Source organism: Pseudomonas sp. LAM2023, from assembly GCF_016620375.1.
GTDB lineage: Bacteria > Pseudomonadota > Gammaproteobacteria > Pseudomonadales > Pseudomonadaceae > Aquipseudomonas > Aquipseudomonas anuradhapurensis.
This window is the reverse complement of sequence record NZ_JAENHV010000026.1, coordinates 373,150-399,362: the sequence shown is the minus strand read 5'-3', so window position 1 is coordinate 399,362 and position 26,213 is coordinate 373,150. Positions and strand designations below refer to the sequence as shown.

Sequence of the window (26,213 nt, the reverse complement as noted above, 5' to 3'; positions counted from 1 at the left end):
CGGAGGAGTAGGCGTGTAGACCGTGCCTGCGCGCCTGGACGCGCTTATGCAGGAATGCTTCATGGGTTCCTTGCCGCTAATGAAGGTACCACGCTCAAAGCGTGAGCGACGTCTTACCACAACACTCCTGCAACATTCCCGTCTAGAATTGCGCCAGCTATTTTCTAACCGACACTCACTCGAGAAGCGTTCAACCCTATGACAATCCTGGTAACCGGCGGCGCCGGCTTCATCGGTGCGAATTTCGTGCTGGATTGGGTAAGCCAGTCAGGCGAAACCCTCGTCAACCTGGACAAGTTGACCTACGCCGGCAATCTGCAGAGCCTGGCAAGCCTGCAAGGCAATCCGCAGCACGTGTTCGTGCAGGGGGATATCGGTGATGGGGCGTTGGTACAAAAGCTGCTGGCAGAACACCGCCCGCGCGCCGTGCTCAATTTTGCCGCCGAGTCTCACGTCGACCGCTCCATCCATGGGCCGCAGGCGTTCGTAGAAACCAACGTGGTGGGTACCTTCCAGTTGCTGGAAGCCGTGCGCGGCTACTGGCAAGCGCTGAGTGCGCAGGAGAGGGCGGCGTTCCGCTTCCTGCACGTGTCCACCGATGAGGTCTACGGTTCGCTCAAGGCCGGTGAGCCTGCGTTTACCGAGACCCACCAGTACCAGCCAAACAGCCCGTACTCGGCCAGCAAGGCGGCCAGCGATCACTTGGTCCGCGCCTATCACCACACCTATGGCCTGCCGGTACTGACCACCAATTGCTCTAACAACTATGGGCCGCTGCACTTCCCTGAAAAGCTCATCCCGCTGATGATCGTCAATGCGCTGGCCGGCAAACCGCTGCCGGTCTACGGCGACGGTCAGCAGATTCGTGACTGGCTGTATGTCAAGGATCACTGCAGCGCCATCCGCCGGGTGCTTGAGGCGGGGCAGGTGGGGGAGGTGTACAACGTTGGCGGCTGGAACGAGATGCCTAACCTGGGAATTGTCCAGCGCGTTTGCGCACTGCTCGACGAGCTTCGCCCGCGGGCTGACGGCCAGCCTTACGCCAGCCAGATCAGCTTTGTCAGCGACCGCCCGGGCCACGACCGCCGCTATGCCATTGATGCACGCAAGATCGAGCACGAGCTGGGCTGGAAGCCTGCTGAAACGTTTGAATCCGGCATCCGCAAGACGGTGACCTGGTACCTGGCCAACCAGCAGTGGGTCGACGGCGTCATGAACGGCAGTTATCGCGACTGGGTTGCGCAGCAGTATGGGGTAAACAACGATTGAAGATTTTGCTGTTGGGGAAAAATGGCCAAGTCGGTTGGGAGTTGCAGCGCGCCCTCGCGCCATTGGGCGAAGTAATCGCCCTTGATCGCCACGTTGAAAACGGCCTGTGCGGCGATCTGAGCAACCTCGAGGGCCTGGCTGCTACAGTGCGCTCGCTGGCCCCGGATGCGATCGTCAACGCAGCGGCCTACACGGCAGTGGACAAGGCCGAGAGCGAGCCAGCACTGGCTGCTCGAATCAATGCCGAAGCGCCAGGCGTTCTGGCGCGTGAGGCGGCGAAGCTGGGCGCCTGGCTGATCCACTACTCCACAGATTACGTGTTCGATGGCAGTGGCCAGGCGCAGTGGCAAGAGGATGCCCCCACCGCTCCGTTGTCTGTCTATGGCCGTACCAAGCGCGAGGGCGAGTTGGCCATCCAGGCCAGCGGCGCCGCTGCCGTGGTGCTGCGTACCAGCTGGGTATATGCTGCGCGCGGGCAGAATTTTGCCAAGACCATGTTGCGCCTGGCAGCCGAGCGCGATGTACTCAGGGTAGTGGCGGACCAAGTTGGAGCCCCCACCAGTGCAGAGCTGATCGCCGATGTCACTGCCCATATTTTGCATCGGCTCTTTAGTGCTCACGATGCGAGTCGCCTGGCTGGCACCTACCATCTTGCAGCAGCCGGTGAAACTAGCTGGCACGGGTATGCCCAGTTCGTATTGGTGCATGCCCGCCATAGCGGGGTTGCCTTGAAGGTTTCAGCCGAACAACTGGTCGCAATCGGTACCGAGGATTACCCGTTGCCGGCGTTACGCCCGCGCAATTCTCGGCTGGCATTGGCTAAACTCGAAGAGACCTTCAACCTCAAGATGCCGCCTTGGCAACAGGGTGTGCAACGCATGCTGGACGAAATCCAGCGCTAGGAATTGTTATGGCACGTAAAGGACTCATTCTGGCGGGCGGCTCTGGTACCCGCCTGCACCCCGCCACGCTGTCTGTGTCCAAGCAGCTGTTGCCGGTATACGACAAGCCGATGATCTACTACCCGCTCAGTACGCTGTTGCTGGCTGGCATTCGTGACATCCTGATCATCTCGACCCCCCAGGACACGCCACGCTTCGAGCAATTGCTGGGGGATGGTAGCCGTTGGGGCATCAATCTTTCGTATGCTGTGCAGGCGAGCCCGGACGGGTTGGCCCAGGCGTTCATGATCGGCGCGGACTTTATCGGCAACGCCGCGTCCGCCCTGGTGCTGGGTGACAATATATTCTATGGCCACGACTTCCAGTCGTTGCTCCTCAATGCGGACCAGCAGCACAGCGGGGCCAGTATTTTCGCTTACCACGTCCAGGACCCGGAGCGCTACGGTGTCGCCGAGTTCGATGGCAAGGGCCGGGTATTGTCGATTGAAGAAAAGCCGAAAGCGCCCAAGTCCAACTATGCGGTCACCGGGCTCTATTTCTACGACAACCAGGTCGTGGACCTGGCCAGGCAGTTGAAACCGTCGGCACGCGGCGAGCTGGAGATCACCGACCTCAACAACCTGTACCTGCAACAACAGCAGCTCCAGGTTGAAATCATGGGGCGTGGTTATGCATGGCTGGATACCGGCACCCACGACAGCCTGTTGGATGCTAGCCAGTACATCGCCACCTTGGAGCGGCGCCAGGGCCTCAAGGTCGCCTGCCCTGAAGAGATTTGCTATCGCGCGGGCTGGATCAACGCTGAACAGCTTGAACGCCTTGCCCAGCCGTTACTCAAGAATGGTTACGGGCAATATTTGAAGAACCTGCTTGAAGTGAAGGTATTTTGATGCACGCTGTTTCATTGGCCATCCCTGAAGTTTTCCTGTTCAGCCCAAAGGTTTTCGGTGATGAGCGGGGCTTTTTCTTTGAGAGTTTCAACCAGCGTGTTTTCAGTGATGCGACTGGCCTGCGCCCAGACTTCGTTCAAGACAACCATTCCCGCTCGGTGAAGGGCGTACTGCGTGGCCTGCACTACCAGCTGCCGCCCCATGCCCAGGGCAAGTTGGTGCGCGTGGTGCAGGGTGAAGTGTTTGATGTGGCCGTGGATATCCGCCGCAGTTCGCCCACCTTCGGTCAATGGGTGGGTGCGGTGTTGTCGTCGGAAAATCATAACCAACTGTGGATTCCACCGGGCTTCGCTCACGGTTTCGTGACGCTGAGTGCGACTGCGGAATTTGTCTACAAGACGACTGACTTCTACGCGGCCCAGAGCGAACGTTGCATTGCCTGGGATGACCCGCAGATTGCCATCGAGTGGCCGATAGACTTCGAGCCTACGCTGTCAGCCAAGGACAAGCTGGGCAAGGCGCTGGGCGAGGCGGAGCTGTTTGACTGATGGTGTCAGTTGGGGGGTGAGAAGTTGGGCGTCTGTGAGATCGAGCGCCGCCCGCGCGGCGCTCGATCTCCGATCGTGGCATGCTTTGACAAGCTCGCGAAACGCTTTGCCGCCATGGTTTCACTGGCTTGATTCATGCGGTCTTTGCGACATCGATCTTCGTAGAGCCTGGTTGAATCACACGACGACTCGGTCGCTTTAGAGGGGCATAGATACCTGAAGTACCTACCAGATGCCGCTTGCTAGTGCCGAGCGTGGTTATTCAACGTCGTCAATTTGTTTCACGCTGCATCTTGCAGATATATGCTCTCCGAGTATGTCTTTGTAAAAAGCCATAATCTCCAATGTGTTGTACGCCTTTGGAGTCGGAAAACGGGCGTCTGCCGAGGAGTTATACCAACGAACATCACGGCGTGCGCCGTCGACTACAAGGTAGAAAGCAAAGTTCCCATTATCCTGGAACTTTCCATCAATGACTAAAGAGCAATGTACAAAGATCTCTTCGTCTGTTTTAATGGCGGCTACGGTGAGCTTCGCGCCCAGAGAAATTGGTGGTGGATAGGGGCGAGGCATCAGCGGAGCTTCTATAGTCGCCTCGTGCAGGTATTCAAATTTATTTCTGACTTGCATGAGGGCTTCTGCGTAGTAACCCTCACAGTAATGAAACGGCGAAACACCCCACTTATGCTGCTCGGCGGCAGTCAATAGTGCTGGTGAAAAGTTCATGAACTGGTGCTCGGCCAATTCATGGGCCAGCACTTCATACATCCAGCTCAGTTCGGCATTGGCTTTTTCAATTAAAGCAGGCGCTACAGGAAGATGGGTGTCGTTCTCTTTTTCAAACGTTGACGACCAGAAGACCTTATTGATGACGACTCGGTCAAGCTTGTTTCGGTCTCTCAAGAAGGTAAATAGTTTCTGCATGCCTTGAAGCCAGAGGCTACGACGCTCCAAGGACCCCTGAGGAATGATCCTGTAACCGGTGACGGACCCATCCTCAAGCAATCCGCTCTCTATGAGTTCATTTGAGAGCGTAATTATTTGGCCTGACGGCAAGGCTATAAGATCAAATCTTTCATCGATAAGGTCGATTAAAATTATGTCCGAGTCATCGAAATGGTTGCTTTCGGACAATATTGCCTTCGAGAAGTCGTAGGCCACCATGCGGCGTCGAAAAGCGGAAGGAATGCGTTGCAATGCGTCTTCGTTCGCATAGGCCGCACTGCATAGCGAAGCCATAGAGCATCTGGCATAGTATTCTAGGAGCTTGAAGTCGTCGATTGCTTCTAGGTTGAATATATCCCGGGAAACGCAGCTGCCATAAATAATTAGATTTTTAATCACTGTCTTGTTCTAGCCTTCTGGAGTGACGCAGCATTGGAAGTGCATCGCATGACGCTGCTACAAAATCCATAAGGCTTTTGGATGGACCCGACTGGATTATCTTGGCGTTAGGCTGACACGCTTTGATATTCACAGGGTCGCTAGTAGTGGCGGTCATATAGGATCCAATTTGCACCCTTTAGGGAACTGAAAAACCATTATCCCGAGCATGATAGGAGAATGCAACGACCACGCAGCGCCTGTGAGGCGTCGAAATTCGTAGTACGTCACAATACTAAAATCGTGGCGAATAGCGCTCATGCCGGTCTGGTGGTTCTCGTTTCGTCCAAGATGGTATGGGCGTAAGGGTAGGACCCACAGCCGGGGTGAGAGTTCATTTTTTGTTAGGCAGAGGCGCTTCGGGAGGCGATACCTGAGAGGGCATCGATCCGGACGAGTGGAGGCAAAGGAGGAGAATAAGAGCCTATTTCGTTTAAGACAGTACGGCAAGAGTGTTTTTAGGCGCGAAAAATAATCTTCAGTTCAACGTAGATCTCGCAGCTCCAATAGCAGCATATTCGCTATGCTTCAATTTTTAGTGCTCCGGCACAGGTGTTTTGGGGAAATTTTCAATATGTCCTTGGCCATTTCTTTCTTGATGTTATGTCGCGAGAATTGGTCAACGAAATCAGATCGCGGAGTTTGCTGCATTTTTAGTAGGCTTAGTGCCTCAATAGCGCAATCTATGTCGCAAGGCCGAAAGATTGCAGTATTCTTGATATGTTTTTGTGCAAAGCGAGCCGCATAGCCGGACAGGCCGCCCCAGATAGGTTTGTTAGTGGCGGCATACTCGAAAAGTTTTGAAGGCAGAACGCGGCGAAAGGCTTTTAGGTTGTTCAAATGCAGGAAAAGAACGTCCGCTTGTTGGTAAATGTGGATCAGGTCATCTCGCTTCATGGGGGGCGAAATAATGACGTTATCAACCTGGGCCTGCTCTAGGGCTTTTTTGAGGTGTTCTGATGTACTGCCATCTCCGATCAAATGAAACTCAACTTGGTTTGAGAGTCTTTTTGCGAGTTCTGGAATAATCTGGTGGAGTCCTTGGCCGGCGCCGATATTGCCTGCATAAACTACTTTAATTTTGGGGTAGGTCTTTGAATGTTCGGTCCACTGCGATGCCGATATTTTGTTGATGAATAAATCGTCCACGCCGTTGGTGTAAAGGGTAAAGTCTCGATCTGGATAGCGAGTATTGAAGTAGGGCAAAAATCCAGGTGATATCAAGTTTACCCGGGTTGCGTTGTTTATTGTCCAGCGTTCAAGTGGTGAAAAAATTGAAGCCGCGAAACGCCCCCAGCCAGAGGGCAGGAGGTCGCGTAGAGTGTCCACGAATATGTCACGTATATCCAGGTACAAGCTGCAGGCATTGCGCCGCGCGATGAGGGCACCAAGCGATGCGGTCATTAAGCGTGACGACGTGGCGAACACCAAATCGTAGTTTTGTTTTTTTGTAATCTTTAAAGCACTGATAGCGAAGCTAATGAAGGCTTTGGTCTGGTCTTTGATTCCACTTCGATGTGTCGGGATATCAATCCGTCTTATGGTAAGCTGCGGGGAGCATTCAAGGCTCACCGCATCTGCTGTGAAAGAGTGGTATCGGTTAGGGCGTGTAGTGATCACATCTATGTCGACGTGCTCGCCCAACTCGCTCCGTAGGGCGTTGACTAGCGCTTCTGCACGAAATGAACCGGCCGAGAGATCTGGTGGGTAGTAAAAGCTTAGCAGCAGGATCTTGGTAGTCATCATCGGGCCTGTATTTCTGAAGAGGCTGAAGAGAGTATTTGCTGGTACAGATTTACCAGACGAGCTTCCTGCTCCTCCCAGTTCAAAGTGTTTGCGGTGAGCTGTGCGTTATTGGAAAATTGTTTGCGTAGATCAAGGTCTATGACGAGCTGATTCAGCGCCTGCGCCAGGGCCGGTTGGTTGTTGGCAGGCACGAGTATACCCACGTTATTGTTACGCACGATGCGACGTATTTCCGGGAAATCAGTTGCTACAACAGGCAAGCCGGCGATCAAGTATTCGAAGAGCTTGTTGGAATCGGTGGTGTAGTGATTGAGACAGGTGTTTTCAATTGGCTGTACGCCAATGTCGGCAGAGGCCGTATACTCTGGAAGCTCTGATAAGGCTACCGTCGGAATGAAGTGCACCCGCTCCTGCAAGCCCAGCGTTTCGCAGCGCTGGGTCAGGCTTCGCGTCAGCCTGCCACCTCCGATAAGCACAAAGTAAGCATTCGGTACGTCTTTGGCAGTCTGGATAAGTTTTTCGAGCCCACGACCTTGTTGCAAGCCACCTTGGTAGATAATTATCGGCCATGGTGCCTTCAAACCAAGTTCTTCTCTAATACGGTTCGAACCTCGGCAATGCGTTAGTCGAGGGCGATTCTGTAAAACAGTAGGGCGGGCCACGCCATAGGCTCGGGCGAAGTATTTCGCCCGAGCCTCAGTGGTAGTAATACTGCCATCGACTTTAGGCATCAGCTTCTTTTCAACGAAGCCCACCATGCGGCGGAAACTTTGATAACCTTCGCGACTGGTGCTGATCTCATGGGCGTCATAAACCAAACGTGCCTGGCTTAAACGCGCTGCCAGCCAGGCGGTTGGAAGCGTGTTGACATCATGGGCATGTACCAGATGAGGGCGATACCGGATCATGTGCCAAAGAAGGGCTGCGTGCGTCCAAGTTCGAGCGATAAGCCGGAGAAATTGATGCTTGAACGACAGCTTTTCAAGGGAAGCTTGTTTGCTTGCTTGAGCGGGAGGCATTGATACAGTTTTGCCTTTACGCCAGCGCCACAACGGGCTACGAGCAACACGGAACACTCTAATACCGTCTTTCAGTCGTTCTTGTTGGCGGGTGACACCCGGTGTATGCAAAGCAAAAATACTAATTTCATAGCCTGCGCGCTGAAGCGTTTGCGCTTCTTTCAGGACACGAGCATCATTGAGAAATTCATTCCAAACGATCATGGCTACACGTTGCATACGGCCACCTCTGAAACGGGTTGATTGAGTGCGCTTGCCAGGTGTGAAATTTGGGGCATAAGTTCTGCGGCCGATAAATAGTTTTGCTTCACGAGCAGTTGATCAAGCTGGAAGCACAGTGCCGAGAAATGCAGGTGCTGTTCGGTGACTAACTGCATGTCTGCACGTTGCTCTTTTAGCTCAAGTAGCAGTTCGGGTAGCAATAGTTCTAATTTTCTGGATATCTGCAGGCTTGCGCCAACAGGCTCAAGGCTCCAATTGCCCCAATGGCTAACGGTCAAGGTGCCGGTAGTGGAAATGAAGATTTGGTCCTTGCCTACTTGAACGTTACAAACATGAAGAGGAAGGGTGCGAAGCAGATAGCGAATGCGATCTATATGTCGCATAAATTCCTTGAATGCATCGTGATGCGCACTGATGTTAAGTGCCTCGCCAAGATTAGCCAGTGCCGGGTCGCTTAGGCGGTCCCACAGCAGGGGTCTGGAGCGAGTATATTTTTGCACCAATGATGGAGAAGGCGTACTTCTCATAAGCAGTTTGGTCAATTCAAGGTGATGTATGGAAAATTCAACCGGCGGTATTTTATTGAGGTGCTCCGGTCTGAAAATGTGGCAATGAAACCCATCAAGTACAGTCGCATGAACGAAAGGAATGGTACATAGATTCCGGACGTTGGGCTCGGAAAGTAAAGTGGCTTCGTTGATAGCCAAAGTACTCCGATTGGTGTTGAAGATCTTGATAAGATATGTTTCTGCTGTTCCGAGATTGCATGTCGCTTTTACCTCGAGAGCAAAAATATCGTGCACACCACTTTGATGCCAGTTGATATGGTGCGCTGTATATGTTTTTTGTGTGGCCTCGTTAAGTAGCGCTGGTACCCAGTAATCGATTTGGCTTCGTGTGAAGATATTCCAAAATTTTGTTGCTTTAGACTGGGATTCGCTTGTCAGCTTATGGCTGTTAAAAAACAACGCCGAGATCTGAAGTCTCTGCTCTTTTAATACCATCACGTCCTGAATAAGCAAAGTGGTGCGTTGCATGATTTGGCGGGTTAGCAATACTCCGATAATGGCTGGAAGCAAGCTTGGAGGAGTATCGGACAGCAGATCATAGGCAAGATATGAAAATGCAGCCAAAAAGCCAAAGGAGCCCATTGAATTGACGAGTTCGTAGGTGCCTTCAGTTGTGGGTGCTGAATGATCCTTTTTCAGCGCGGTTATCGTTTTGGCGGCAATCCCCATGCATAGCCAGAACGAGATGACGGCAATGGTAAGTTCTAAATAGATAAACCCAAGTGCGGCGATGGTTAGTGCAAGAAATATTACAGCCGCCAGGCTGCGTGTGAGCCGTAGGTAGGCCTTGCGGGCTACATCATCCTGTCCATCAAACACGATTAGTTTTCTGCTATTGCTTACAAGTTTTTCGCTGCCAAGCGTCGTTAGCTTTTTGGTTATCGATTCAGAGGCGAGGTAGAGCATGTAGAACGCAATAGCGGCCACACTGAGTAGGATGAATAAATCCTTCTGTTCAAATTCCTTGAGATAATCAGGGAAGTACGAAGGAATGGAGGGGGAGCCGATAAGAATGATCGCTTTAAGAGGCAGGTAAGAGGCTGCCAATAAGCTCATCTGCGCCGCTAAGGTGCAGGTAATGATCGTTAGCGTCAGCCCCGGAATGTTGCGAGTTATTTTGGAAGCAACGGAGTAGATCCAGCGGCCTGAGTTGGGGATTGCGCTTTTTGCTTCGCTCATGATAACTGGCCTTGTTTCATCTGCACCTGAACATACCGGGGTATTACGTCAGTTTACTGCCCAGGAAAGCACCGCTTGGGTAGCTGCCTGATTCGGATTGGATTGCTTGAAGTTTGCAACAATCATGGCGGCGTTTGGCTTTCTGAAGTAGACCTGGATGCTCGAATCGTTTTGGGCTTTGATGGTTGATTTGTAGCCATTCTTCTCCAATGCTTGGCTGAAGTCCTGATAAACGGTCTTCAGGTCGGCAGTGGTTTCAAAATAGTGGAATTGGCGATCTTTTTCATCCTTGGTTGCCATATAGCTTTTGGTGCTTTTGACATTGTTCAAGGAAATCTTGTGACCTTCCTTAAGCTGGATGTCGGTCATGTTAGGTGCATCGCAAGCAGTCAGGAAAAGGGCCAGCAGCGAATACAGAGCAATCTTCTTCATGTTTATACCGAAGCTTTAGTTTTGGTGGGCTGTAATGGTGAATCGCGCTTTCTCGGCGCTCTTCATTTCAAAGGCAACCATAGATGTATCAATTTGTTGCATAAATCCAACGCCGCTTATGCCTTTCACCAATTGATCGTCGTTCCAGCCTGTGACGATCGTGCAGGGGCAATTTGAAGCGATGGTAATTCGGTAGTCTGAGGCCGGATGACGAATCTCCACGCCTTCTTGAGTCTTTGTCACCTTTGTGCCGTCACCACAGTGAAACAGGCTAAACATGGGCTTGTCTTTCAGCGCTGCATGAATCTCGTCGCAGATATCGAGTTGCAGACGGTCCAGATGCCCTGTGATGCTACGTTTTACGATGGTGTCGGCAAAGGCGTCATGCGAGCCATGCAAGGCGAAGTCGTTGTCAATGACTTCACCAGCGAGCTGTGCGTGTCCCGGTTCAATACTGTATGACACATCGCCGATAACCGGGTTGTTGTGCGAGTAGGGGCCCCGCAGGAAGGTTTGTATTGGCTTGAGATACTCATGTGAGTAGAAGCTTGGGTCGATGAGCCACTCAATACCATCCATGAACAACGTGAAAGACAGGTTGTCTTGATGTTTGTGTGTCTTGCACAGCGAAGTTGCAAACATGCTCAGCATGTAAGCGGTCTGTGCATGGTTGCCCTTGATAATTGCGTACCCTGCCGTTGGCAGGATCGTCGCGGAAGGTGTTCGGTAATTACCGCTATGACGTACCGTTTCCCGGTCTGGGTTAGCTCGGCGGAACGTATCGCCCTGCGCTGGGGAGCGATTATCCGGGTAGCGCAAGAAGTCGGAGAACTTGAGCAACTCCTCTGCGACCGTTGGAATGGTCGTGCTATGTGAGCTCTGCTGCGCCAGTTCACCGGCGAAGGCAATCAACCGTTGTACACCTTGGTGATAGCCGATGGAGTTTTCCACGAACACCGCGTAGCCATTATCGCGAACGATCAACGTGTCAAGCTGGTCGGTCAGGCGTGACAAGGCAAGCGATTGCCAGCGTTCAGAGCATGGAAAGTCAGGCATTGCCAGACTGGTTGCAAGCAGCGCCATGTCCTGAAACCAGGCATGGTTGTGGTAGCGGGATGCCTGGTGTGAGGCGTAGAACATCTCCGAAGCCAGTAACTGGGCATGCTTGAAGATGGCCACGCGCAGGCGCAGCATGAAGCGGGTGTCGAACTGGTGCAGCGCACCGATATCCCAGACCATCAGGAATGCCAGCAGTCGCTCGGCGGTGCCGTGGTCATACCAGGCAAACTTCCTGTCCTCATCGGCATTGAAATAGCTTTGTTCCAGCCAGTTACCGATGAACTCCCGAGCCGCAAACAGAGGCGCTACGCTGTTCTGTTGCCGGGCATGCAACATTAGAATGATTGCCGGATGTAGCGAATGCCATGAAAAACGGTAAGTGCCGACAGAATCAAGTTCGTCTGGCAGGGTCGATTGCCAGTTCCAATCCAGGCCTATGTTTCCGTAGAGTGGGCAGATGCTCTTCTCAAGGTAACCAGTCGCTTGAGTCGGTACGTCTTTGAAGCATTTCTCCATATAGGCATACAGCGAGTCGCGGAGGGCTTCAGGAAGAGGCGCTCTTGCAAAACCTTCTGTCAGCCAGGCAGCCGGCTTGTCATTTTCACGCCAGCAGGTAAGGCGTTCGATTTCCAGCGTCGAGCCTGCTTCTAACGGCTGCCCTTTGAAATAGAGTTTTATTTCTTCAATATCGCAGGCAGGTGGCACCTCCCAGTCATTTTGAATACCAAATGCCAGGTCGTTGTGGCCGATGGTGAAATCAATCCACTCGCCTCGAGCAGCATTGACGATTTTCACATGGCGGTAGCTGCCTTCGAAGGTGTAGCCCACTCCGATGTAATTCAGCTGTGCCCAATCGGAGATGCGGAACCTCAGGTGCAGGCCGTTCCCGTGAAAGCGTCGCGGCATTTTGAAGCGAATCTGAAAAATGTTCGCGTTCGCGTCAAAGGTAAATACAGGATTGCCATTCGGCATCGCAGCACGCGCGTTACCGCTGAAGCCCGGAAGGTTGAAGGGTTCGTCGATTTCACTCCCGTGATTGCAGAACGATCTGTAATCCAGAATGTCCCGGTCGGAAAGGAAATCTAATGGCGGCTTATTCGTCACCGGCACGGGTCCTACCTCGATTTCCTCGTCCTTGAAGAAGTGATCACGGATTTTCTTAAGCATGTCTTTGTAGTGTTTTCTGAATAGTGAAGAGAGCACAGCCCTCAGTGGCGCTACAAGGCGCTCAGTCAGTTCGCTGATAGATGATCGTAGAGTCCGCTGCGGCGGCAGGTCTCCTGCCGCGCGGTCATAGATGCCAGCAGTTGGCTTGGCAACAGGATCATGCTTATCGAATCAGCTCGATTTCACGGTTGATGATTGAATACTTCGCGGTCTGTTTTTCGACACGCACACGCGCCGCAGCGGACATCCGGCAGAATAATTCCGGTGATTCGATGACTCGCGCGATACCTTCTGCCATCGCGGTGGCGTCTTCACCGGGTGCAAGAATCCCACATTCATCATTGACGAATTCAGGGATCGCTGTAACAGCGTTTGTGACGGCGACCAGGCCGGAGGCCATCGCTTCATCACGAGACACGCCTTGGGCATCCATGCGTGTCGGGCAAAGGAACAGGCCGTAATCTTTGTGTAGCGCTGCTATTTCCTGATGCTTGAGGAAGCCGCGCTCAATCTTGACGTTATTGAATTTACGCAGCGGCGCGAGGGTCTCCTCAAATAATGCGCCATCACCGATCATGCGGAACTCAAGATCCTTGAAGTACGGTTTCTCTGCTAACAACTCGATGGCTTTGACGCTAAGGTCGTTTGCGTACTTGGCCGATGCATAGGGGCGAATAGACAACACTTTCATGCGCTGTGCTTCCGGCTTTGCCTGGTACGTGAAGGTTTCCGTATCAATCGGATTGTGAATGATCTCGTAGCGATCTTCAGGAATACGGAAGCCCACATCCTCCATGACCTCTTCAGCAAAGTAGCGAGACACGAAAACCAGTTTCAGGTTGGCTGGCATGTTGCTCAACGTGTCGCGCCAGAACGCCATGCGTTTTTCACTCTCGACTTTTGCCAGTGCCAACTGATGTTCATCCGAGTAGTTGTACTCGCGACGCCACCAGGGTTGCACTTCTGCGCCGTGTACCCACACCACTACTTTGACCAAGTGAATGAAGCGCTTGAGCACTTCCCACATATCGGGATCAAGGAAGTGCACCAGCACGCTTTTGTATTGGCCGCTTTCGAGCATCTTGGCGAGCGTAGTCTGGCATCCGGTTACCACGTCCACGTTTTGGAACTCGTGATAGCTGACCGCCTCGTTCTTGCGCAGCCGGAAGATGTCAACGTTGAGGTTTTGCTGCCGGTACGCCATCACTCGGCTGTGCACAAAGCCATTGCGATAAAGGTCTTCGTAGGCCGGGTAATGATTGGTGACAACCAGATGTTGCGAACGGCCCAGCATCTCCGAAGGTTGCAGGTTGCGGTGGCCAAGCACCAGAGCCTTGATTTCGGTGTTACCGGAGGCATAGGCACGTAGACCGAAGCGCACGAAGGCGGTTTCCGGCGGAACCTCGGAAGTCTGGTTACGGTTGGCATGCTGCATCACGTGGCTGATCCGCTGCTTCTCCGCATCGAGGAACAGCACCACTAGTTGCAGGTTCAGGCCCGGCGTGCAGTCCAGGTACAACTTCAGCTTTCTGTCCTGGATATTCAGCTGGTCCAGGCTGATTTCGTTCAGCGCATACACGTACTCATGTTTGCCATCTGCCAGCCTGGAATTCACGCGCCAGTTATCCACATCGACGCTCAGTTCCAGGAATTTGTTGTGCTTGACTCCGAAGATATCAGCCAAGCCTCGGCCAGTGATTTCCGGCGAGTCATGGCTGACTTTCAGAGGTGCAATGGCTTGGGCTCGAGCTTGCAGTTGGTCGATGCTCATGCCGAGATTCAGTTTCAGGTCGTCAACCTTGGCGGCGATGTTGTCGTACCGTTCCGCACCATTCTCGCAGTAGTTGAATGGGTCAATAGCCAAACCTTGCTCGTGCGTGTACTCCAGTGATGCCAGGCTCTTCAGCCAGTTAAGCAGTGGCTTGCCGGCAACGATTTCAGTCGCCACCAACGAACGCCTTGCGCTCAGCGATTGCACCGGGCGGTATGCCAGTTCATTCGACAGCAACTCGGCATCCTGCTCCTTGCAGGTGAAATGAGCGGCTTTACCCACTACCTGTGCACTGCTGTAGCGTGTTGCCAGCGCCAAGTCCAGCAGGTAGTTAGGGCCGTAGTAATCGCTTGCTACAAACGCAGCAAGCCACGGGGTGTTGCCAACCAGCTCGCCAAGGCTGGTTTTTTTCAGCTGGGTCGGTCTGAGCACAAGAATACGGGGGTCATCACTGACGATGCTGCTCTCATAGGCATCGCTGATGATGACCATGCGGACGTGACTGTAGGTTTGACGGTTCAGGTGGGCGCGCAGCATGTCGAACTGCTGACGATCCTGTGCTTCGCAAACGACCACAATTTCTGGCAGGTGTTGGGCCTTGACAGTGCCTGTCACCTTGCTGAGCACGTAATCCAGACGCTGGGTGTAAGTATGCTCTTGCATGACTTTACGCAGGGCGGCGAGCTTCAGTTTGTCACTGTTAAGTGGGTCTTGCGCCAGCAATTGCAGGCGGCGCAGCATTTCTTCACCATTGTCGGTGGTGACAACCAAGTCGCCGAACAACAGGCGCACACCGCGTGAGAAGTTGCTGACGGTGATGGTGTTGCATCCCAACAGTTCGAACACTCGACGCGCGAACATCGATTGCGACTGCTTGATCGAGTTCAGGTTGATCGCGTAGCGGTAGCCTTTGTATGCCGTGTCGATCTTTTCGAAAGGCAGAGTGCCGACAATGTACGGCTGATACTCTTCCGGGAACTGGTAATTGATGTCGTTCTTGCCGAAATTGCGATCGAAAATTTCCAGTGAGCGGAACTTCGGCAGTTCGCAAACAAAATTGCCCAAGTCACGGGTGCGCTCCGGATAACGAGCATAGTAGGCACCTGCGAAACAGAAGGCATCCTTTCGCTCGTACAGTTCGATCGGGTTATGCAGGGCTGGTTGGCAGGCAAACGGCAGCAAGTAGACACGGTCGTGCCCAAGCGCACCTTTATAGCGATGAATACAGTCGATATCGGTCGTGAACACGTGGTCGAACTGCTTGGCTGTAGTCAGGAAGGTCTCGAAATGAACAGGATCTTCCTTGTTCCAGAACACGGTGGGCACTTTGTTCTGGCGGCACCAGTGCAGAATGTCTTGCAGTTCTTGGCTGTTGTGGCCAACCTTGCTGCCCCATAACTCATCCTTGCCACGCCAGGCCGATTCAATGAACAACAGTTCTGGACCGAAACCTTCCAGCTCGGCCTTCCAGTTGTTCGGAGTCAGCTGCAGCAGCTCACATTCGTAGCGATAGGAGCCGAAGGTGAATTCGTCCATTACGCAAGCCATCTTCAAGCGGCTTACGGGTTGGTCGGCCTGGCGTAGGAGGGTAGAGCGGCTATGCGCGCTGGTCGCCAGAGCCGCAGGCAATTTAAGATAACTCTCATCCTGAACAACCGGTGCAGGGGGCAGCAGCGCCTTCATCGGTTCGTTGGCGATACGCTTCTGTTCACTCTGCTGGCGTTGTTGGTTGGCTTTGCGATAGAGGCGTAACAAGCGAACTGGCAGTCTTACCAGCCCGCCCAAAGAAGTGGCGCTGTTCTTGATCTGATAGCCGAGCTGGTAAGTCATGCTGGCGCGTGTCTTGACCAAACGCTGTTCAGCTAGATGGCGTTGCGTGTTTGCACGCTCCAGATTTGCGTTGAGCTCATCGATCCTACGCTGTTGCGCCGCGCTGCGCTCCAGCAACTGGTTGAGGTTGGCCTTCAGTTGCGGAATCTGTTCGCTGCTGACAGTACGGTACTTCATGTTTGCAGCGCCCAGGCCTGCTTTCGACGAGTTCAGCTCGTTTTCTAACTGCATCCGCAGGCCTTGCCACTGCTCATTCGTGGCCGCCAAGCTCGCTTCCGCCGCTTGGCGGCTGGCAACTTCGAGCGCCAGCTGTTCGACCAACTCGTTCTTTGCCTGATTCAACGAGGCAATGGTTTCTGCCTGTTCTGCCTGGGCTTCTTGTGCTTGGGTGCTGGTCTGCAGCAGGGCATGCAGCTGCTCCTCCAGGCCATTGCGTACCTCCACCAGTGTATTGATGGTGTTGGCTTGAGCGGTATGCTCTCGCTGGCTGCGTGCCTGTGTTTCGCTCATCGCTTGTAACTGGCTCTCCAGTTCAGCTTGACGTGCTTTCAACAAGGCAATGGTCTCTGCCTGAGCAGCGTCGGCCCGTTGGGTTTGGGCCTGCAATTCATTCATATACTCCAACTCGCTCTCAAGTTCGGCTTCCAGTTCCGCTTGGCGCATGCGCAGCGTGGCGATTGTGTTGTTTTTCTCAGCAATATCCTGATTGCTTTTAGCTTGCAGGCAGGTCGATTCATCAATCTGGGCTTGCAGGGCTGCTTGTTTGGCGCGAAGGGCGGTGATCGCTTCAATGTGCTCTGCGTTCTTCTGTTGAGCATCGCGCAGCCGTTCAGCAGCTTGTTGCTGCTGGCTTTCGTGGTCGGCTTTCAATGCGGCCTGATAAGCACGAAGCTCGGTGATGGTGGCAATATGGCTATCAATGATTTCCTGGTTTTCGGAGGAGCTTTGCAGCCCGTCAGTGACCTCAGCCAATTGCTCCAGCGTGCTTGCGTGCCGGGCCTGCAGTTCATCAAACTGCTGCTTTGCCTCGGCCAGGCTTTGTACGCGAGCTTCCTCGACCGCCTTTAGTTGCTGTTCCAACTGGCCATACTGCTCAGTAGCCACCCGGTATTTCTTGTTAGCTTCCAGCAACCGTTGCGTAGTCTCCTCAATCTCCTGGGCATGTTGTGCCTTGGCTTCAAGGATTTCCTGGCTGGATTTCTGCAGTGCTGCGATTTCCGCATCGCGCATTTGCAACTGTTTCGACAGCGCTTCAGCTTTTTGCGCTTCTGGTCTGAGCAAGGTGATTTGCTCAGTAGCAAGGCGGTACTTCTTGTTTGCCTCTTCCAGGCGCTTGCTCATTGTGGCGAGATTCTCGCGCAAGGTGCGTTCGATCGATTCAAACGCCCTTTCCAGTTCACGGACGCGATCCATGGTCATCGAGTCAATGATGCCTGGCTTGTGCGTGTCGCTCTTCACAGCAACGATGCCTAGCCATTTGCCGAGCATCTTCACTTCGACAATTTGCAGGTGCTCCGACAGCAGCCGGAACGGTTCCACCAGGTAGAACGTGTGCTTGTGGTCAATGAAGTCATTGACCCCGAACGGCACGGTGATCACCAGCCGGCCCCCCTGCTTGAGCAGGTCATAGGCTTTTTCGATGAACAATTCGGGACGTACCAGATGTTCCAGCACTTCGCTGATGACAACGGTGTCAGGTTCTACCTCGAGTGCATCCAGCGCGAGGAAGTCTGAATTGATATACGTGACGTTCTGCTGGATGTGGGCCGGTTCGGCAGACAGGTAGCCTTTGGCCTCTTCGATGGCCTGCGGGCTGGTGTCCACACCGATGACCTGGCAGCCTTCCCGTGCCAGCAACAGGGGCACGATGCCCTGCGAGCAGCCGACATCGAGGATCCGGCGCCCTTTGACCTGGGCGCAGATCCAGTGGATGCGGGACTGTGTTTCGCGCATGAACTGATCCCCCAGCTTGCCGTAATAGGCTTCCATCACGCGGTCATGAATATCGGCCAGAGGTGAAGGCAGCTCAGTGTTCACGGTAAGGGTCTCAAGCGTGGGGTTGTTCATGCGGTTTGATCCATCAAGCCTGGGTAACGCCAGCGGCGTCGATCACGAATGCTGCGTCGCGCACGCTGAAGGTGCCGCGGAATTCGCGGTGCTTCACCAGCAGTACGTGAATGTCGGCGCTGTCCTGCGCGTGGTCGAAGTCCACGTGCTCATGGCGCGCCAGGCGCTGCGGCAGGGCTTCGATGTTCGGCTCGACCAGTTGCAGGGTGGCTTCAAGCTCATTACCCAGGCGCTCGGCGATGCTCAGCGCCGGGCTTTCGCGCAGGTCGTCGATGTCGGCTTTGAACGCCAGGCCGTAGCAGGCGATTTTCACCTGCTGGGCCGACTTGCCCGGGTTCTTGATCAGGAAGTTGGCCAGGGCCATCTTGACCTTGTCGATCACCCACTCAGGCTTGCTGTCGTTGACCACGCGGGCGGTGCGGATCAAGCGTGCCTGCTCCGGGGTCTGGCTGACGATGAACCATGGGTCGACGGCGATGCAGTGGCCGCCCACGCCCGGGCCAGGCTGCAGGATGTTGACGCGCGGATGGTGGTTGGCCAGGCGAATCAGCTCCCACACATCGATGTCCAGCTTGTCGCAGATGATCGACAGTTCGTTGGCGAAGGCAATGTTCACGTCACGGAAGCTGTTTTCGGTCAGCTTGCACATTTCTGCGGTGCGGGCGTTGGTGACGATGCATTCACCTTCTACGAAGGTGCGATACAGGCGCACGGCCGCTTCGGAGCACTTGGCGGTCATGCCACCGATGATCCGGTCGTTTTCCACCAGCTCGCGCAGCACATGGCCTGGGAGTACGCGCTCAGGGCAGTGGGCAATGCGGATATCGGAGGCTTCGCCGTGGGTTTGCGGGAAGCTCAGGTCCGGACGGGCCTGGGCCAGCCAGAAGGCCATCTGCTCGGTGGCGCCGACCGGCGAGGTGGACTCCAGAATGACCAGGTCACCTTTCTTCAGCACCGGCGCGATGGCCTTGCTGGCGGACTCGATGTAGCTCAGGTCCGGCTGGTGGTCATCCATGAACGGGGTCGGCACGGCAATCAGGAAGGCGTCGGCTGCCTCCGGGACGGTAGAGGCGCGCAGGAAACCTTCGGTCACCGCAGCGTGTACCACCATGTCCAACTCAGGCTCGACGATGTGGATTTCGCCACGGTTGATAGTGTCGACCGCATGCTGGTTCACATCGATACCAATCACCCGCTTCTTGCGAGCGGCAAAAACGGCAGCTGTTGGCAGGCCTATATAGCCCAGGCCTACGACAGAAATCTTGCTGAAGCTCATGCTGCGTCCTTGGAGTTGGAGAATGCGGAGAGTGCGTCGAGGATTCGCGCGCACGCTTTTCCATCGCCGTAGGGGTTATGGGCAAAACTCATCTCGCGATAGGTCGCATCGTCGGTAAGCAGTTTCGCCAGGTGCTCGGTGATCGATTCGACGTCGGTGCCTACCAGCTTGACGGTCCCGGCGGCCACGGCTTCGGGGCGCTCGGTGGTGTCACGCATCACCAGTACTGGCTTGCCCAAGGCAGGGGCTTCTTCCTGGATGCCGCCGGAGTCGGTCAGGATCAGGTATGAACGGGTCATCAGATACACGAACGGCAGGTAGTCCAGCGGTTCGATCAGATGAATGTTGCTGACGTCGGCCAGCAGCCGGTTGACTGGTTCGCGCACGTTGGGGTTGAGGTGCACCGGGTAAACGATGTCCACGTCAGGGAACTGTCGTGCGGTTTGCACCAGGGCCTGGCAGATGCGCTCGAAGCCGCCGCCGAAGTTTTCGCGGCGGTGGCCAGTGACCAGCACCATGCGGCGTTGCGGGTTCAGGAAGCTGAACCGGGATTCGAACTGGCTTTTAAGCTGGGGGCTTTCCAGTTTGCGCACCACTTCCAGCAGCGCGTCGATCACGGTGTTGCCGGTGGTGTAGATGGTTGTGGCGTCGGTGCCTTCCTTCAGCAGGTTCTCTTGCGACGTGGAGGTCGGCGCGAAGTGCAGGGCAGCCAGGGCACCGGTCAGGCGGCGGTTGCCTTCTTCCGGCCAGGGCGAATACAGGTTGCCTGTGCGCAGGCCCGCCTCCACATGAGCGATGGGAATCTGCTGGTAGTAGGCAGCCAGGCTGGTGGCCAGGGTTGTTGCGGTGTCGCCGTGCACCAGCACCACGTCGGGCTTGAACTCGGCCAGTACGGGCTTGAGACCCTGCAGGATGGCAGTGGTCACATCGGTCAGGTCCTGGCCTGGCTTCATGATGTTCAAGTCGTAGTCGGGCGTGATCTCGAACAGCTCCAGTACCTGGTCGAGCATCTGGCGGTGCTGGCCAGTGACGCAGACGCGTGACTCGAAACGGTCATCCTGGGCGAGGTTGAGGGCCAGGGGGGCCATTTTTATGGCCTCTGGGCGGGTGCCAAATACGGTTAGGGTCTTGAGGGACACGGCGACGGTCTTCTGTGTATTGAATGAAGGCGGTGGATCAAGTGCTACGGCTGTGGATCGCGGGTGTTAGGCAAATCGGCCGGAGGGGGGGGCCTGGGTGGCGCCACGCACGCAATAGCGGACGAGGAGCCAGGGGGGAGATGAAGAATAATTCATGTTGGCTCGGATCCTTCAAGCATAGCGGTTGTCCAGTGACTGTAAATTTATCATTTCGTCATCAAGAGGGCACCCCGTTTGGCACGCTTTTTTCCGCTGAAGGCTCGGTTTTGCGTTTATATATCTATTTATTGGATCCTATTTATGGTTTATGAATCATGAAAAACGATTGATTGATGCCATTCAGGCATCATGCCAAAACTTTTTATTTGCCCAAGCCAGGCGACGAACGGATGTAGGCCTAGAGCAGCAAGGTGTGTGGGAAAAACAACTGCTTTTTGTCTGAATGAAACCTAGATTAAATGGGAATTCACCTAGTGACGATTTACCAGCGTCAATATTTCATGAAGTTAACCTGAAAAATGGCTTAATGCCATTACTTTTGGGTCGAAGAAGTTGCGTGTTGCAATGTTGGATCCGGTAACGATTAACCAGGTTACGACCCTGTTTGCACCGTGAGGGAAACGCTAGGGTTGATTGCACAGCCGAAGGAAAACGGCTGTTGGAAAATGACCAACCCAAGGAGTACCCACCATGCGTAACAACGTTCTGTCGTACCTTTTGCTCCCTCTGTTCGCCAGCCTGTCCTTTTCCCTCAGTGCCGCTCCGGCCAGCGCCACACCAGCGCCCGAGCCGGTGCCGATGGTGAGCCAGCAACCGCAGCGGCTAAACCTGAACACCGCTGATGCAGTCACGTTGCAGAAGGAGCTGAACGGTATTGGCAAGGCCAAGGCCGAGGCCATCGTGGCCTACCGGGAGGCCAATGGACCATTTGCTTCGGTGGATGAATTGCTTGAGATCAAAGGCATCGGCAACGCATTGCTGGAGCGTAACCGGGACAAGCTGATGGTGGAGTAAGCTGGCAGGAGGATGAGCCTGTCGGCTTGAGGTTGCTGGCTGGAACCTGGGGCTGCCATGCAGCCCGTCGCGACACAAGACCGCTTCTTGGCGTTGGCCTTCTAGCGGTCTTGCGCATCCTTGGCATCCGCTTCGGCGTTGCGCTCATGCACCTTGCGCAGCTGCTCTTCGGTCAGCGGCAGTTTCTTCGCCGTGTCGCGCAGCAGCATAAGCCCGCCGACGATCGAGCCAAGGGCTATGATGAGTATCAGCCAGGCATACCAGGGCATGGTCGTTCTCCTTTTACCGATGATGGGCAGCGCTTGTACGAATTTTGAGCAATTACCCGTTCCGTTGGTTCAATTATAGGAGCCAGGCCGTGCCGGGCCAATTCCGTGACTTGCGGGCCCCAAAGCCTGCGTCACATCGTTTACAATGCGCGCCGTTTTCGACTTGCCAAGAGACCCTGCCATGTCCGCCTGCCAGACGCCCCTGATCGTCGCCCTGGATTTCCCTACCCGTGAGGCCGCCCTGAAGCTGGCTGACCAGCTTGACCCTGCGCTGTGCCGGGTGAAGGTTGGCAAGGAACTGTTCACCAGCAGTGCTTCGGGCATTGTCGAAACCCTGTGCGACAAGGGCTTCGAAGTGTTCCTGGACCTCAAGTTCCACGACATCCCCAATACCACTGCCATGGCGGTGAAGGCGGCGGCCGAGATGGGCGTGTGGATGGTCAACGTGCACTGCTCCGGTGGCCTGCGCATGATGGCGGCCTGCCGTGAGGAACTGGCCAAGCGCAGCGGCCCGCAGCCGTTGCTGATTGGCGTGACCGTGCTGACCAGCATGGAGCGTGAAGACCTGGCCGGTATCGGCCTGGATATCGACCCGCAGGAGCAGGTGCTGCGCCTGGCCGCGCTGGCCGAGAAGGCCGGCATGGACGGCTTGGTGTGCTCGGCGCTGGAGGCCCCGGCGCTGAAGGCGGCGCACCCGGCGCTGCAACTGGTCACCCCGGGCATTCGCCCGGCGGGCAGCGCGCAGGATGACCAGCGCCGTATTCTCACCCCGCGCCAGGCCCTGGATGCCGGTTCGGATTACCTGGTGATCGGCCGCCCGATCAGCCAGGTCGCCGACCCGGCGCAGGCGCTGGCCGCGGTGGTGGCGGAGATTCGTGGGTAATAAGATGCCTGCCTGAGGTGCTCGCCTTGAGCGCCCTAGTGCCGGCGAAATCGAGCGCCGCCCACGCGGCGCTCGATCTACCCAGCGCTGATCCTCCCAAGGCCTACAGCTGCAAGCCCAACCCCGCAATCAAACCTTCAGCACCAACTTGCCAAAGTTCTCCCCACTGAACAGCTTCAGCAGCGTCTCGGGGAAGGTCTCCAGCCCGTCCACCACATCCTCCTTGCTCTTCACCTGCCCACTGGCCAGCCACCCGGCGATTTCCTGCGCGGCCTTGCCATAGTCCTTGGCATGGTCCATCACCACAAAGCCTTCCATGCGCGCACGGTTCACCAGCAGCGACAGGTAGTTGGCCGGGCCTTTCACCGCTTCCTTGTTGTTGTACTGGCTGATTGCGCCGCAAATCACGATGCGGGCCTTGAAGTTGATGCGGGTCAGCACGGCATCGAGGATGTCGCCACCAACGTTGTCGAAATACACATCGACGCCTTTCGGGCATTCGCGCTTCAGCCCAGCCAGCACGTCCTCGGCCTTGTAGTCGATCACCCCGTCAAAGCCCAGTTCGTCCTTCAGGTACTGGCACTTCTCGGCACCGCCGGCAATGCCGACCACGCGGCAGCCTTTGATCTTGGCAATCTGCCCGACAATGCTGCCCACCGCACCCGCCGCACCGGAAATCACCACCGTGTCGCCGGCCTTGGGCTGGCCGACTTCCAGCAGGGCGAAGTAGGCGGTCATGCCAGTCATGCCCAGTGCCGACAGGTAGCGGGGCAGGGGGGCCAGGCTGGGGTCGATCTTGTGCAGGCCCTGGGCATCGCCGGTGAAGTAGTCCTGCACGCCCAGGGCGCCGCTGACATGGTCGCCCGGCTTGAAGCCGGGGTGGTTGGACGCGACCACCTCGCCAACGCCCAATGCGCGCATCACCTGGCCAAGGCCCACGGGTGGGATGTAGGACTTGCCTTCGTTCATCCAGCCGCGCATGGCTGGGTCCAGCGACAGGTACAGGTTGCGCACCAGTACCTGGCCTTCGCCGGGTTGTTCGACGGCAACGCTGTCGAAGCTGAAGTCGTCACGGCGCACGGCGCCGACCGGGCGTTTGGCGAGCAGGAAGCGGCGGTTGGTCTGGGTCATGGCAGGTCCTTGTGGGCAGTGGAGGAATCGGGCGTTAAATCTACCTTGTTGATGGAGGCAGGTCCGTAACATCACTGACAAGCATGGTAGCCCAACCGGAGGGGTGATGATGCTGCCCGGCCAGACGGTGGCTGACTATGCTTTGCACCCCACCCAGTACTCTCAGGAGCACGCGATGAGCATGACCTTTTCCGGCCAGGTCGCCCTGGTTACCGGCGCTGCCGCCGGCATCGGCCGGGCAACCGCCCTGGCGTTCGCCCAGCAAGGCCTGAAGGTGGTGGTGGCCGACCTCGACGCGGTCGGCGGCGAGGCCACCGTGGCGTTGATCCGCGCGGCAGGTGGCGAGGCGCTGTTCATCGCCTGCGACGTTACCCGTGACGCCGAGGTGCGCCAGTTGCACGAGCGCCTGCTTGGCGCCTATGGCCGGCTGGATTACGCCTTCAACAACGCCGGTATCGAGATAGAGCAGGGCCGCCTGGCCGAGGGCAGCGAAGCAGAGTTCGATGCCATCATGGGCGTCAATGTCAAAGGCGTGTGGTTGTGCATGAAGTACCAGTTGCCGCTGCTGCTGGCCCAGGGCGCTGGGGTGATCGTCAATACCGCTTCGGTCGCAGGGCTGGGCGCGGCGCCGAAAATGAGCATCTACAGTGCCTCCAAGCACGCCGTGATCGGCCTGACCAAATCGGCGGCCATCGAGTACGCCAAGAAGGGCATCCGCGTGAACGCGGTGTGCCCGGCGGTGATCGACACGGAGATGTTCCGCCGCGCCTACCAGGCCGACCCGCGCAAGGCCGAGTTCGCCGCTGCCATGCACCCGGTAGGGCGTATTGGCAAGGTCGAGGAAATTGCCAGCGCGGTACTGTACTTGTGCAGCGACGGCGCAGCGTTTACCACCGGGCACTGCCTGACGGTGGATGGTGGGGCGACGGCGATCTGAACCGCTCTCGCAGGGCAATCACTGAGCGCAGCCATATCCCTGAACCTGGGTGTAGGAGCGGCCTTGTGTCGCGATGGGCTGCGCAGCAGCCCCGGCAATTCATGCAGCGAGGCAGGGGCGGCGCTGCGCCGCCTTTCGCGACACAAGGCCGCGCCTACACCGAGCGTGCCGCCTGTGCGGTTTTCACCGAACCGGACAGCAACGCCAGCCCAAGCGCCACACATGCCACTGTCAGTACCCCGCCAAACACCAGCAAGGCCAACCCCGACCCCAGCCGGTCACTCAGCAAGCCAGTGAAGATCACCGGCAAGCTGAACCCCAGGTAGGCCAGCAGAAAGAACCCGGCACTGGCCCGGGTTTTCTCGCTGCCGGCCAGCTGGTTCACCGCCGCCAACCCGCCCAGGTAGATAAACCCGTAGCACGCACTGCTGGCTGCTACCGCCCCCAGCAACACCGCCCCGAGCCTGCCGCTGTCTGCTCCCCAGGCCAGCACGGCATAGCTGCACGGCAATATCAACAGCCCCAGCAGCGTGGCCGTACGGCTGTCCAGGCGCCGCGCCATCGGCTGGAACACCAGCCCGCAACTGATCACGCAAAAGGTCGAGAAGCCCGACCAGACGCTTAGCCCATGTTGGCGCAGGATGCCCGGCAACAAGGCGATGACCAGCCCCGAGCAGGCCCATGCCAGCAGGATGGCCAGGCCATAGCCGACGCTGCCACGCGGGTAGCAAGGCAGGCGCAGCATGCGGGTGCGCTGTGCCGGGCGTGGGTCCGGCAGGCGCCATACCAGCGCCATGGCCACTGCCGCCAGCAGCAGTTGCCAGTAGAAGCTGCCCGGGGTCAGGCTGGGGCCACGCAGCAGGAACAGGCTGGTCAGCGCTGCACCCAGGCCAAAACCCAGCGAGGTGCTGGCGGTCACCCAGTTGGCGGCGCGAGGGCCATGCTCGCTGCCCATCAGTTCGCCCATGTAGGCGGTCGCCGTGGCGGTGGCCAGGGCGGTGCCGAGGCCCAGGCACGCCCGCGCCAGGCCCAGCGTGTGCAGGCTGGGGGCCAGCAGTAGCAGCCCCGTGGCTAGCATCGACAGGGCCAGGGCGGTCAGGATCAGCGGCCGGCGCCCGACCCGGTCGGCCAGGCCACCCAGGGCCAGCAACACGGGCAAAACGCCGAGCACATAGCTGGCGAATGCTACTGCCGTGGCACCGGCGCCCTGGCCGGAAAGGTCGGCGTAAGCGATATACAACGGGGCCGGCAGGTTGACAGCCAGGGTGATCAGGCAGAGGGCGAAGGCCAGGCGGGCCGGAGCGAAGGGCATGGGTTGGGTCCTGGTGTTGTAGTGTGTGTGCCGTCCTCTTCGCCGGTGAACCGCTCCCACAGGGTTCGCATCCAAACCCAAGCGCCGTGCACTACCCGCGAAAGAGCCAGCCCTGCCTACTCTGATGGGCGTCCATTCCGCTCACCAGACACACCCTCAGCGCATTTATGCTTAACTGTTCGCTCAAAATCGGCAAACA

General features: G+C 56.3%; 19 protein-coding genes. 7 read left to right on the top strand and 12 right to left on the bottom strand.

Going from position 1 to position 26,213, the window contains the following annotated elements:
- The first annotated feature begins 198 nt into the window (after positions 1-198).
- From rfbB to rfbC, 4 genes are read left to right on the top strand one after another with little or no spacing between them, the layout of a single operon-like run.
- Positions 199-1,269 (top strand): dTDP-glucose 4,6-dehydratase, encoded by a 1,071-nt coding sequence (gene rfbB, locus JKP78_RS16805; RefSeq protein WP_200627021.1) that lies wholly within the window; start codon positions 199-201, stop codon positions 1,267-1,269.
- A complete protein-coding gene (gene rfbD / locus JKP78_RS16800; protein ID WP_200627020.1) occupies positions 1,266-2,171 on the top strand; it encodes a dTDP-4-dehydrorhamnose reductase in 906 nt (301 codons plus the stop codon). Before rfbB ends, rfbD begins: the two co-directional genes overlap by 4 nt.
- A gap of 8 nt (positions 2,172-2,179) precedes the next feature.
- Positions 2,180-3,061, top strand: a complete 882-nt coding sequence (rfbA, locus tag JKP78_RS16795) for a glucose-1-phosphate thymidylyltransferase RfbA (protein WP_200627019.1) — start codon at positions 2,180-2,182, stop codon at positions 3,059-3,061.
- A complete protein-coding gene (rfbC, locus tag JKP78_RS16790) occupies positions 3,061-3,609 on the top strand; it encodes a dTDP-4-dehydrorhamnose 3,5-epimerase (RefSeq protein WP_200627018.1) in 549 nt (182 codons plus the stop codon). Before rfbA ends, rfbC begins: the two co-directional genes overlap by 1 nt.
- A 258-nt stretch (positions 3,610-3,867) precedes the next feature.
- Here rfbC and JKP78_RS16785 read toward each other — a convergent pair whose 3' ends face one another.
- The 9 genes from JKP78_RS16785 to wecB form a co-directional block, all read right to left on the bottom strand.
- Positions 3,868-4,953, bottom strand: a complete 1,086-nt coding sequence (locus JKP78_RS16785) for a DUF6270 domain-containing protein (RefSeq protein ID WP_200627017.1) — start codon at positions 4,951-4,953, stop codon at positions 3,868-3,870.
- 567 nt (positions 4,954-5,520) lie between these two features.
- Positions 5,521-6,735, bottom strand: a complete 1,215-nt coding sequence (locus JKP78_RS16780; protein WP_200627016.1) for a glycosyltransferase family 4 protein — start codon at positions 6,733-6,735, stop codon at positions 5,521-5,523.
- On the bottom strand, positions 6,735-7,976 hold the full coding sequence (locus tag JKP78_RS16775; RefSeq protein ID WP_200627015.1) for a glycosyltransferase family 4 protein: 1,242 nt from the start codon (positions 7,974-7,976) through the stop codon (positions 6,735-6,737). Before JKP78_RS16775 ends, JKP78_RS16780 begins: the two co-directional genes overlap by 1 nt.
- Complete coding sequence (locus JKP78_RS16770) at positions 7,964-9,727, bottom strand: hypothetical protein (protein WP_200627014.1); 1,764 nt, start codon at positions 9,725-9,727, stop codon at positions 7,964-7,966. The genes JKP78_RS16775 and JKP78_RS16770 overlap by 13 nt, the downstream gene beginning before the upstream one ends.
- Before the next feature lie 48 nt (positions 9,728-9,775).
- Positions 9,776-10,159, bottom strand: a complete 384-nt coding sequence (locus tag JKP78_RS16765) for a hypothetical protein (RefSeq protein ID WP_200627013.1) — start codon at positions 10,157-10,159, stop codon at positions 9,776-9,778.
- 15 nt (positions 10,160-10,174) lie between these two features.
- Entirely contained in the window at positions 10,175-12,385 is a 2,211-nt protein-coding gene (locus JKP78_RS16760) for a heparinase II/III domain-containing protein (protein WP_200627012.1), read from the bottom strand.
- A gap of 163 nt (positions 12,386-12,548) precedes the next feature.
- On the bottom strand, positions 12,549-18,053 hold the full coding sequence (locus JKP78_RS16755) for a glycosyltransferase family protein (protein WP_200627011.1): 5,505 nt from the start codon (positions 18,051-18,053) through the stop codon (positions 12,549-12,551).
- Between the two features lie 13 nt (positions 18,054-18,066).
- Positions 18,067-19,329, bottom strand: a complete 1,263-nt coding sequence (wecC, locus tag JKP78_RS16750) for a UDP-N-acetyl-D-mannosamine dehydrogenase (protein ID WP_200627010.1) — start codon at positions 19,327-19,329, stop codon at positions 18,067-18,069.
- Complete coding sequence (wecB, locus tag JKP78_RS16745) at positions 19,326-20,468, bottom strand: non-hydrolyzing UDP-N-acetylglucosamine 2-epimerase (RefSeq protein ID WP_200627009.1); 1,143 nt, start codon at positions 20,466-20,468, stop codon at positions 19,326-19,328. Before wecB ends, wecC begins: the two co-directional genes overlap by 4 nt.
- A gap of 690 nt (positions 20,469-21,158) precedes the next feature.
- Between wecB and JKP78_RS16740 the strand changes: the two genes are divergently transcribed.
- Positions 21,159-21,482, top strand: coding sequence for a ComEA family DNA-binding protein (locus JKP78_RS16740; protein ID WP_200627008.1), 324 nt, complete (start codon positions 21,159-21,161; stop codon positions 21,480-21,482).
- Positions 21,483-21,583: 101 nt separating this feature from the next.
- Here the strand turns inward: JKP78_RS16740 and JKP78_RS16735 are convergent, their stop codons facing one another.
- On the bottom strand, positions 21,584-21,751 hold the full coding sequence (locus tag JKP78_RS16735; protein ID WP_010952850.1) for a DUF2897 family protein: 168 nt from the start codon (positions 21,749-21,751) through the stop codon (positions 21,584-21,586).
- 181 nt (positions 21,752-21,932) lie between these two features.
- Here JKP78_RS16735 and pyrF point away from each other — a divergent pair, with 181 nt between their 5' ends.
- Positions 21,933-22,634 carry an orotidine-5'-phosphate decarboxylase gene (gene pyrF, locus JKP78_RS16730; RefSeq protein ID WP_200627007.1) on the top strand — a complete coding sequence of 234 codons (702 nt, stop codon included), beginning with the start codon at positions 21,933-21,935 and terminating at the stop codon, positions 22,632-22,634.
- Between the two features lie 129 nt (positions 22,635-22,763).
- Here the strand turns inward: pyrF and JKP78_RS16725 are convergent, their stop codons facing one another.
- Entirely contained in the window at positions 22,764-23,765 is a 1,002-nt protein-coding gene (locus JKP78_RS16725) for an NADP-dependent oxidoreductase (protein WP_170028832.1), read from the bottom strand.
- A gap of 175 nt (positions 23,766-23,940) precedes the next feature.
- Between JKP78_RS16725 and JKP78_RS16720 the strand changes: the two genes are divergently transcribed.
- Entirely contained in the window at positions 23,941-24,702 is a 762-nt protein-coding gene (locus tag JKP78_RS16720) for an SDR family oxidoreductase (RefSeq protein WP_186688943.1), read from the top strand.
- A gap of 154 nt (positions 24,703-24,856) precedes the next feature.
- Here the strand turns inward: JKP78_RS16720 and JKP78_RS16715 are convergent, their stop codons facing one another.
- On the bottom strand, positions 24,857-26,014 hold the full coding sequence (locus JKP78_RS16715) for an MFS transporter (RefSeq protein ID WP_200627006.1): 1,158 nt from the start codon (positions 26,012-26,014) through the stop codon (positions 24,857-24,859).
- Positions 26,015-26,213: the final 199 nt, after the last annotated feature.